This is a genomic window from Stenotrophomonas genospecies 5 (genome assembly GCF_054473825.1).
Genome location: NZ_JBTMUW010000001.1, coordinates 3,188,776 through 3,199,264, shown reverse-complemented (window position 1 = coordinate 3,199,264; position 10,489 = coordinate 3,188,776). Strand labels below are relative to the sequence as shown.

Below are 10,489 nucleotides of genomic sequence, written 5' to 3'. Positions count from 1 at the left end.
GCGGAATGCCGACGATGCTCGGCAGCCCTTTCGCCGTCACCGCTGCGTGTCGCCGTCGCTTTCCGCGTCGGCCTCGAACAGATGCATCAGGTCGTTGCGGGCATCGCGCGAGGTCTGGATCACGGCCGCCTCGTCGTCGTACACCAGGTACTGGTCGCGCAGCAGCTGTTCGTCGTGTTCGCGGAAGCGCTGCACATGGCGTTGGGCAACATCGGGTGCCACCCCCAGCGCGGTCAGCACGCGACCGCTCATTTCCAGGCTGGTAGCGAACACTTCGCGGAACGGCTCGGCCGACATGTCCATCAGTCGCCATGCGTGCTGGCGGTTGCGCGCACGTGCCAGCACCTTCGCCTCCGGATACAGGCGCCGCACCATCCGTACCGCACGCAGATTGGTCTCCGGGTCGTCCACGGTGATCACGAACACATCGATATGTTCACCACCGGCGGCGCGCAGCATCTCCGGGCGCGTCGGATCGCCATAGTAGAGCTGGTTGCCGAAGCGACGCAGGTCGGCCACCGTGTCCGGGTTCGCTTCCAGTGCGACGAACGGCACCTTCTGTGCGGTCAGCAGGCGCGCGATCACCTGGCCGACGCGGCCCATGCCGGCAATCAGGACTTTCGGCCGGTTGTCCGGCGCGACCTTGTCGGCGTCGGCCGCGGCGCGCGGGGCTACCTTCTCCTGCCCGAGCAGCCGCATCAGGGCGATCATCAGCAGCGGCGTGATCGCCATCGACAGGCCGACAATGGCCACCAGCCGGTCGTGGTTGGCGTTGCCCAGCAGATGCGCGCGCTGCGCCTCGTTGAAGACCACGAAGGCGAACTCGCCGCCCAGCCACAGCACGCTGCCCAGCAGCAGCGATTGCCGCGAACCCAGCCGGGCGATGCGGCCGATGGCATACAGCAGACTGAACTTGACCACCAGCAGGATGGCCACACCGGCGGCGATCAGCCACGGCTCGGCGGCGATGCGGTCGAGATCGATGCCCATGCCGACGGCGATGAAGAACAGGCCCAGCAGCAGGCCCTTGAACGGCTCGATCTGCGCTTCCAGCTCGTGCCGGAACTCGGAATCGGACAGCAGCACGCCGGCCAGGAACGCACCCAGGCTGGGGCTCAGGCCGGCCTCCTGCATGAACCACGCCGTGCCCAGCACGACCAGCAGGGCGGTGGCGGTGAATACCTCCGGGCTGCGGGTACGGGCGATGACACCGAACAGCCGGCGCAGGACCGGCCGCCCGCACAGGATCACCACGGCCAGCGCGCCCAGCGCCACTGCGGCATCCTCCCAACGCAGCGTCTGGTTCTTGACGCCGCCCAGCAGCGGGATGGCCGCCAGCAGCGGGATCGCGATCAGGTCCTGGAACAGCAGGATGGCAAAGCCGAGCCGGCCGTGGTCGCTGTTGATCGCCTTGTGCTCGGACAGCAGCTGCAGGCCCACGGCAGTGGAGGACAGCGCCAGCGCCACGCCCACCACCAGCGCGCTCTTCCACTGGAAGTGATCCAGCAGCAGCAGGCCGCCCAGTACCAGGCCGGACAGCGCCACCTGCGCGGCACCGGCGCCGAACACCGAGCGCCGCATCACCTTCAGGCGGGCCGGCGACAGTTCCAGCCCGATCACGAACAGCAGCATCACCACGCCGATCTCGGCCGCACCGAGGATGCGGTCGGCGTCCTGCACGAAGCCCAGCCCATCCGGCCCCAGCACCACCCCCGCGGCCAGGTAGCCCAGTACCGCGCCGAAGCCGAAGCGCTTGAACACCGGCACCGCGATGACGGCCGCCAGCAGCAGGACCAGGGCCAGTTCCAGACCGCCGCTATGCATGGGAATACCTGGTCATCGCAGAGGCCTGCCGTACGTGGGTGCGGGGAGGAGAGGGGCGGCGGACGCCGCTGCGACATTATGCGCGCCGCATCGTGCACGCGCGGCAATGGCCGCTGCGGGTTGACCTGCGCGGCCGGCAGGTCCAGACTGCCCGCCGCTGGCGGCCTGCCGCCGGCACACGCATCCCGGAGTTCCCAACCCATGTCCAGCGACAGTAGAAGTCGACCTCGTTCGACGCCAGCGATGGCCACCGCCTGACATCGGGACGGTTCGCCTGCGTTGGCGTTGCGCGAGGTCGCACCCCACAAGGCAAACCGATGAACCAGAAGCAATTGCTGCGTCCAGTGGCCGATGCCGCTGCATTGGCGGCACCGCTGGCGGACTACAACACCGCCGACGCGGTGGAGTTCCTCAACACGCTGGAGCTGCAGCGCGCTGCCGACACGCTGGCGGCGCTGCCGCTGCCGCGTGCAGTGAAGATGCTGGAAGCCCCCGAACTGCATCGCAGCGGCGAGCTGGTGGCCGCGCTGCCGCCGGCGCGGGCCGCTGCGCTGCTCGGGCTGATGGCCGACGACCGCGCCACCGACATCGTTCACGAACTGGATGAGGACGAGCGCGCGCGGCTGATCCCGTTGCTTGGCGCCGATGCCCGCCAGGCCATCCAGACGCTGCTCGGCTACCCGCCAAACACGGCCGGTGCGCTGATGACCACCGAGTACGTCGCCGTGCCGGCCAGCTGGACGGTGGCGCAGACGCTGCAGCACATCCGCCAGGTCGAGCGCACGCGCGAGACGGTGTACGCGATCTACGTCCTGGACCCGGCCAGCCAGCGTCTGCAGCAGGTGGTGACCATGCGCCGCCTGATCACCGGCCTGCCCGAGGAGTCGATCCTCGAGGTGGCCCAGGTCAATCCGCCAGTAACCGTGGACGCGTTGATGGACCAGGAAGAGGTGGCGCGGCTGATCCGTCGCCACGACCTGCTGGCCATTCCGGTGGTCGATGCCAGCCAGCGGATGCTGGGCATCGTCACCGTGGACGACGTGCTTGATGCGCTGATCGAGGAATCCACCGAAGACGCGCACAAGTTCGGCGGCATGGAAGCGCTGGACAAGCCGTACATGCAGATCGGCTTCCTGGAGATGCTGCGCAAGCGCGCCGGCTGGCTGAGCGTGCTGTTCCTGGGCGAGATGCTGACGGCCAGCGCCATGCAGCACTACGAGGACGAACTGGCACGCGCGGTGGTGCTGACGTTGTTCATCCCGTTGATCATGAGTTCCGGCGGCAATTCCGGCTCGCAGGCCACCTCGCTGCTGATCCGCAGCCTGGCGCTGCGCGAGCTGCGCCTGCGCGACTGGTGGAAGGTGGCCCTGCGCGAGATTCCGACCGGCATGGTGCTGGGTGCCATTCTCGGTGCCCTGGCGATCGTCCGCATCGTCATCTGGCAGCTGGGTGGCCTGCACGACTACGGCGAGCACTGGGTGCTGCTGGCGATCACGATCGGTGCGGCGCTGGTGGGCATCGTCACCTTCGGGTCATTGTCGGGTTCGATGCTGCCGTTCGTGCTCAAGCGGCTGGGATTCGACCCGGCCAGCGCATCCGCCCCGTTCGTGGCCACGCTGGTCGACGTGACCGGGCTGGTGATCTATTTCAGCATCGCCGCGATGATCCTGCGCGGCACGCTGCTGTAGGGCCCTGTCGCCCCGCATGCGGCGGGGCGCCGCATCCCCCGCCTGCTTTGTTGCGCTGGATCATGCGCCTGTTGCGCGGGTGCGTGTACCGTAGGCGCATGAGCACCTACCACCTGCAGTCAGTGTTCCGCCCGCAGTCGGTCGCAGTGATCGGCGGCAGTCCGCGCGAGCGCTCGGCCGGCCGCGCGGTGATGCGCAACCTGCGCGGTACGGGCTTCCCCGGCAAGGTGGCGTGGATCAACCCGCGCCATGCCGAAATCGATGGCATCCGCACGGTGAAGCGGCTGAAGGATCTGGACTGGGTGCCGGATCTCGTGGTGATCACCGCGCCGGCCGCCATCGTGCCGCAGGTGGTGCGTACCGCGGCCGAGCGGGGTGTGCAGGCGGCGATCATCCTCACCGCGCACCTGGGGGATGGCCCGGGTTCACTGTCGGCGCAGGTGGAGGCCGTGGCCCGCCGGCACGGTCTGCGCATCCTGGGCCCGCATTGCCTGGGTGTGATCGCGCCGCATGCACGGCTCAACGCCAGCATCGCCGCACACTTCCCGCAGGCTGGCGATCTTGCGTTGATCTCCGAGTCCTCGGCGATCGCCGCGGCGCTGGTGGAATGGGGCGTGGCGCGTTCGGTGGGATTCTCCGCCGTGGTCTCGCTGGGCGATACGCTGGACGTCGACTTCGGCGATCTGCTGGACTATTTCGCCACCGATTACCGCACGCGCGCCATCCTGCTCTACGTCGAACAGATCAAGGACGCGCGCAAATTCATGTCGGCGGCGCGTGCGGCCGCACGCGCCAAGCCCGTGGTGGTGGTGAAGTCCGGCCGCAGCGAGCGCGTGCAGCCTGGCAGCCGTGATACCCATGTGCAGGCGCTTGCACGAGCCGATGATGTCTACGGCGCTGCGTTCAACCGCGCCGGCCTGCTGCGCGTGGGTGCCCTGGACGAGCTGTTCACCGCCGCAGAGACCCTGGGCCGGCTGGGTACCTTCCCGGGCCGTCGGCTGGCCATCCTCAGCAATGGGGGCGGCGTCGGCCGGCTGGCCGTGGACCAGCTGGCCGCGCTGCGCGGAACCCTGGCGAACCTGTCCGACAGCACGGTCGAAAAGCTCGATGCGGTGCTGCCGCAGGGCTGGTCGCGCAGCAATCCAGTGGATATCGTGGTGGATGCCGATGGTGATCGCTATGCCGCGGCCATCGAGGCCCTGCTGGCCGACAACGAGAACGATGCGGTGATGGTGGTCAACGTACCGACGGCGTTCACCTCCTCGGCCGACGCCGCGCAGGCGCTGACCCGCACGCTCGGCCTGCGCCCGCGCCACCATCGTGACAAGCCGGTGTTCGCCGTGTGGCTGGGCAACGATGACCAGGCCACCGCCACGCTCAATGCGGCGCGCGTGCCGACCTATCCCACCGAAGCCGAAGCGGTACGTGGCTTCCAGCATCTGGTGCGCTATCGGGAAGCGCAGAACGCACTGATGGAAACCCCGCCGAGCCTGCCGCAGGACTTCAGCGTGGATGCGGCCGCGGCGCGCACGCTGGTCGAGGCCGCGCTGGCCAACGGCCAGCAGTGGCTGGACCCGTTGGCCACGCACGAGCTGCTGAAGGCCTATGGCATTCCCTCCGCGCCGGTGATGCATGCGCGCGACGCGCACGAGGCCATGGATCTGGCGCAGCCGCTGCTGGAGCGGGGTGCGACCGTCGCCTTGAAGATCCTGTCACCGGACATCCCGCACAAGTCCGAAGTGGACGGCGTGCGCCTGAACCTGTCGACGCTGCCGGCGGTGCAGGCTGCGGCCAAGGCGATCCTGTCGCGTGCACGCCAGCTGCGCCCGGATGCACGCATCGACGGTCTGCTGGTGCAGCCGACCATCGTCCGCCCGAAAGCGCGTGAACTGATCGTGGGCATCGCCGATGACGCGACCTTCGGCCCGGTGATCGTGGTCGGTCGCGGCGGCACGGCGGTGGAGGTGATCAACGACAAGGCACTGGCCTTGCCGCCGCTGGATCTGCGCCTGGCCCACGAGCTGATCGGGCGTACCCGTGCGTCGCGGATCCTCAAGGCCTATGGCGATGTTCCCGCTGCCGATGAGCGCGCACTGGCCCTGGCGCTGGTGAAACTGGCGCAGCTGGCCGCCGACATTCCGGAAGTGCGCACGCTGGATATCAATCCGCTGCTGGTCGATGGCAAGGGCATTCTCGCTCTCGATGCACGCGTCGCCATCGCGCCTTCGCGCATCCTGCACAAGGGTCGCGGCCATCCGCGCTTCTCGGTGTTCCCGTATCCGAAGGAGTGGGAGCGCACCATCGAGCTGTCCGATGGCGGTCACGCCTTCGTGCGCCCGGTGCGCCCCGAGGACGACGCGCTGTTCCGCGCGTTCTTTGCCCGGGTCAGCGACGAGGATCTGCGCCTGCGCTTCTTCCAGTCGGTGAAGCACTTCAGCCACGAGTTCATCGCCCGTCTGACCCAGCTCGACTATGCGCGCTCGATCGCGCTGGTGGCCATCGAACCGCGCAGCGGCGAGATGCTCGGCGCCGTGCGCCTGCACGCGGATGCGGATTATCACCGCGGCGAGTACGGCATCCTGATCCGCTCCGACCTGAAGGGCCATGGCATTGGCTGGCGACTGATGGCGATCATGATCGAGTATGCGAAGTGGCTGGGGCTGCACGTGGTCGAGGGACAGGTGCTGCGCGAGAACAGCACCATGCTGGCGATGTGCCAGAGCCTGGGCTTCAAGACCCGGCTGGACCCGGACGACCCGACGGTGATGATGGTGACCCTGCCGGTGCAGCAGGTGGACGTTCCCGAGGTGCCGCCGGTGGCGTGAGGGTTCCTCATCGGCAGCGCCGGGCCGTGCCCGGCGGTCCCCCATCGCAATCGCTCAACCACCGCCCTGCGGTAGCACGGCACTCCGGACACGCCGGTCATCCCATCGGCGGCGTCGTAACGCCGAAGTGATCGTGGCATACCGTCCGTGCGGTTGCGACAATGCGGGCCATGACTGACCGCATCCCCTTGCTGCTGCTCCCCGGCCTGCTCAACGATGCCGAGCTGTGGCGCGCGCAGCTGGCCGACCTGGCCGATATCGCCGAGTGCAGCGTGGGCGACCAGACCCGCGGCGCGACCCTGCAGGCGGTGGCCGAGGATGTGCTGGCGCAGGCACCTGCGCGCTTCGCGCTGGCCGGGTTCTCGCTGGGAGGCTTCGTTGCCCAGCAGATCCTGCGCGTCGCACCGGAGCGGGTGCTGCGGCTGGCGCTGATCGACACCTCGATCCACGCCGATTCGCCGGAGCGCGCCGAGCAGCGTCGCAGCCAGCGCGCCAGCGTGCGCCTGCCCGGGAAGTTCCATGGATTCGGTGACGCCCTGATGCGCAGCTACATCGATGCCTCGCGGCTGGACGACTATGTACTGGTGCAGCGCGTGCGCGACATGACGGCGCGTCTTGGCGCGGAGGTGTTCCTGCGACAGAGCGCGCTGGAACGTCGTGACGGCCACGATGTGCTGGCCGGATATCGCGATCCGCTGCTGATCGTGTGCGGTGTCAACGACCGCATCACGCCATTGGCGGTGAGCGAGGAGATGCACGCGCTGGTACCGCACTCGCAGCTGGTGGTGGTGCCCGACTGCGGGCACCTGGCGCCGATGGAGAAGCCGGATGAGGTCAGTGCGGCGATGCGCGGGTGGCTGCTGCAGGACTGAAGGGCCCGCCGGGCATGGCCCGGCGCTACCTGTGGCAATCCGGTAGCGCCGGAGCGCGCCCGGCGGCCCCATCGTCATCGTCCGGTAGCGCCGGGCCGTGCCCGGCGGCTTCGGCTCAGTCCCAGGCCGGCGCGATGCCTTCCGGATTGGCCAGCCGATGCCCGCGGTCGAGCCTGGCAATCTGTGCCATGTCCTCCTCGGTCAAACGGATGGCCGCCGCTTCCAGATTGGAGGCCAGGTTCTCGCGCCGGGTCGAGGACGGAATCACCGCAAAGCCCTCCTGCAGTGCCCATGCCAGTGCGATCTGTGCCGGCGTGGCCTGGTGGCGGCCGGCGATGGCCTGGATCACCGGGTCCTTGATGACTTCGCCATAGGCCAGGCTCATGTAGGCGGTGACAGGGATGCCGTTTTCCTGCAGGAACTTCACCAGCAGGCGATTCTGCAGGTAGGGATGGATCTCGACCTGATTGGTGGCGATGGCGTCGGCGCCGAGGATGCCGATTGCCTTGCGCGTCTGCGCGATGGTGAAGTTGGAGATGCCGATCTCCCTGGTGAGGCCCTGCGCCCTGGCTTCGGCCAGCGCCGGCAGGTACTCCTCCATCGGCACGTCGACCTTGTCGTTCGGTGAGGGCCAGTGGATCAGCGCCAGGTCGACATGGTCGGTGCGCAGCTTCTTCAGGCTGTCGTGCAGGCTGGCCAGCAGCGCATCGCGCTTGAACTCGGTGATCCAGACCTTGGTGGTCAGGTAGATCTCGTCACGCGGCACGCCGGATTCGGCGATGGCCTGGCCGACCTCGGCCTCGTTGTCGTAGATCTGCGCGGTATCGATGGCGCGGTAACCAACGTCCAGTGCGTTGCGTACCGAGTCGATCACAGTCTGGCCTTTCAGGCGGAAGGTGCCGAGACCGAAAGCGGGGACAGTCATGGGGGAACTCCAGCTAATGGGGGGGAAGGGCGCGGTAGATCCGCACAAGGGTAGGGCAGGGCCTGCATGCATGCCGGCAACGGTGCATTGCGCAGGCGTGGAGATGCGTCGGTAGTGAGCGGCGTCGTATCAGTGTGCGGTGATCGCGGTGCCCTCGGCGCGGTCGTCGATGCCGTCCCGACGGTCCAGGCGGCCGCTGAGCACGGTCAATGCATAGGCACCCACCACCACCAGCGCGCCCAGCCACGGCGTATGCATCAGGCCGACGTTCTCCACCACCAGGCCGCCCAGCGATGCGCCCAGGGCGATGCCGATGTTGAATGCAGCGATGTTCAGTCCGGATGCCACGTCGGTGGCCTGCGGCGCGTAGCGCTGCGCCTGCTTGACCACATAGACCTGCAGTCCGGGCACGTTGCCGAAGGCCACCGCACCCAGGGCCAGCACCGTCAGCAACATCAACACCGTGTTGTAGGCGGTGAAGGTGAGCGCCAACAGGACCATGGCCAGCAGGGCGAAGATGCGCCTGAGCGCCGGAACCGGACCCATGCGGTCGGCCATGCGGCCGCCCCACAGATTGCCGATCGCCACCGACACGCCATACACCAGCAGCACCAGGCTGACCGCGTTGGCCGAGAAGCCGGTGACGTCCTGCAGGATGGGCGCCAGGTAGGTGAAGGCCAGGAACGTGCCGCCGTAGCCCAGTGCCGTCATCGCGTAGACCAGCAGCAGGCGCGGCTGGGCCAGCACGGCCAGCTGCTGGCGGAAGCGGGCGGGCGCGCTCTGCGGCACAGTGCGCGGCACGAACAGCGCCGCGCCGACCAGGGCGATCACACCCAGGCCGGCCACGGCCAGGAAGGTCGCGCGCCAGCCCAGGTGCTGGCCGATGAAGGTGCCCAGCGGCACGCCGGTCACCAGTGCGACGGTCAGCCCGGTGAACATGATCGCGATCGCGCTGGCGGCCTTTTCTTTCGGCACCACCGCCGTGGCGATGATCGAGCCGATCGAGAAGAACACGCCATGGGCGAGGCCGGTCAGGATGCGGGCGACAATCAGCGAGGCGTAGCCCGGTGCCATCCAGGCGATGACGTTGCCCAGCGTGAACAGCGCCATCAGTGCCACCAGCAGGGTCTTGCGCGGCACGCGGCCGGTCAGCGCGGTCAGCACCGGCGCGCCGATGGCTACGCCCAGGGCGTACAGCGAGACCAGCAGGCCGGCCGAAGGCAGGCTGACCTGCAGGTCGGCGGCAATGGTCGGAATCAGGCCGACGATGACGAATTCGGTGGTGCCGATGGCGAAGGCGCCCAGGGTTAGCGCCAGCAGGGCGAGAGGAATGCCGCGGATCATGGCGGGCTCCGGAGGAAGGAAGGCGCGCAGTGTGCGCGGCCCACCTTTGCCGAAAAACCGGTCTTCACGCCAATCACTCTTGCCTGGTGGTCAATAATGGCGCCATGAAGACCACCCTCGATGAAATGCAGGCCTTTCTGGCCGTGATCGACAGCGGTTCGATCAGTGCCGCCGCCGAGCAGCTGGGTCAGACCCCTTCCGGGGTGAGCCGGGCGCTGGGGCGGCTGGAGGACAAGCTGGGTACAACGCTGCTGACCCGTACCACGCGCCGGCTGCACCTGACCGCCGAAGGCGAGGCCTACCTGCGCCATGCACGGGCGATCATCGACGCGGTGGAGTCGGCCGAAGAGCAGATGGCGGCGCGCCGCGAGCGCCCGGCTGGACGCCTGCGGGTGGATGCGGCCATGCCGTTCGTGCTGCACGTGATCGTCCCCCTGGTGGCGGGCTACCGCGCGCGATACCCGGAGGTGCAGCTGGAGTTGAACAGTTCCGAACGCTACATCGACCTGCTGGAACGACGCACCGACGTGGCCATCCGCATCGGCCCACTGGCCGACTCAACGCTGCACGCGCGCTCGCTGGGCCGCTGCCGGCTGCAGCTGCTGGCCAGCCCGGGCTACCTGGCCGAGCACGGTGAACCGGCCAGCGTGGCGGCGCTGGGTCAGCACACGCTGCTGGGATTCAATGAACCCGAATCGCTGAACCGCTGGCCCGTGCCGGGCGACGCCGACGGCCAGCTGCTGGTACGGCCGGACATCGCCGTATCCAGCGGCGAGACCCTGCGCCGGTTGGCGGTGGAAGGGGTGGGCATCACCTGCCTGTCGGACTTCGTCACCGAACGCGACCGTGCTGCCGGCACGCTGGTGCCGGTACTGGCTGCACAGACGCTGGATGTCTACCAGCCGATCCACGCCGTGTACTACCGCAACACGGCGGTCTCGGCGCGGATCAGCTCGTTCCTGGACCATCTCGGTGACGCGATGGTGCAGTCGGATTACCTGCGCTGAGGCA

Annotated in this window: 7 protein-coding genes; 4 read left to right on the top strand and 3 right to left on the bottom strand. The window is 68.4% G+C overall.

Annotation, left to right across the window (positions count from 1 at the left end; all coding sequences use genetic code 11):
- Positions 1-36 precede the first annotated feature (36 nt).
- Positions 37-1,824 carry a monovalent cation:proton antiporter-2 (CPA2) family protein gene (locus tag ACX9OW_RS14670; RefSeq protein WP_065181433.1) on the bottom strand — a complete coding sequence of 596 codons (1,788 nt, stop codon included), beginning with the start codon at positions 1,822-1,824 and terminating at the stop codon, positions 37-39.
- A gap of 317 nt (positions 1,825-2,141) precedes the next feature.
- On the opposite strand from ACX9OW_RS14670, the gene mgtE reads away from it, so the two are divergent.
- The 3 genes from mgtE (at position 2,142) to ACX9OW_RS14655 (ending at position 7,209) form a co-directional block, all read left to right on the top strand.
- Positions 2,142-3,512, top strand: coding sequence for a magnesium transporter (gene mgtE / locus ACX9OW_RS14665; protein WP_053518107.1), 1,371 nt, complete (start codon positions 2,142-2,144; stop codon positions 3,510-3,512).
- Positions 3,513-3,610: 98 nt separating this feature from the next.
- The gene (locus tag ACX9OW_RS14660; protein WP_111187192.1) at positions 3,611-6,337 is read left to right on the top strand and encodes a bifunctional acetate--CoA ligase family protein/GNAT family N-acetyltransferase; all 2,727 of its coding nucleotides are present in this window, start codon (positions 3,611-3,613) and stop codon (positions 6,335-6,337) included.
- Between the two features lie 170 nt (positions 6,338-6,507).
- Positions 6,508-7,209, top strand: a complete 702-nt coding sequence (locus tag ACX9OW_RS14655) for an alpha/beta fold hydrolase (RefSeq protein WP_459062436.1) — start codon at positions 6,508-6,510, stop codon at positions 7,207-7,209.
- Positions 7,210-7,324: 115 nt separating this feature from the next.
- Here the strand turns inward: ACX9OW_RS14655 and dkgB are convergent, their stop codons facing one another.
- Both dkgB and ACX9OW_RS14645 read right to left on the bottom strand, forming a co-directional pair.
- Complete coding sequence (gene dkgB, locus ACX9OW_RS14650; protein ID WP_459062435.1) at positions 7,325-8,134, bottom strand: 2,5-didehydrogluconate reductase DkgB; 810 nt, start codon at positions 8,132-8,134, stop codon at positions 7,325-7,327.
- Between the two features lie 129 nt (positions 8,135-8,263).
- A complete protein-coding gene (locus ACX9OW_RS14645) occupies positions 8,264-9,478 on the bottom strand; it encodes an MFS transporter (RefSeq protein ID WP_053518114.1) in 1,215 nt (404 codons plus the stop codon).
- 104 nt (positions 9,479-9,582) lie between these two features.
- On the opposite strand from ACX9OW_RS14645, the gene ACX9OW_RS14640 reads away from it, so the two are divergent.
- Positions 9,583-10,485: a LysR family transcriptional regulator gene (locus tag ACX9OW_RS14640; RefSeq protein ID WP_053518115.1), complete on the top strand. Its 903-nt coding sequence runs from the start codon at positions 9,583-9,585 to the stop codon at positions 10,483-10,485.
- Positions 10,486-10,489: the final 4 nt, after the last annotated feature.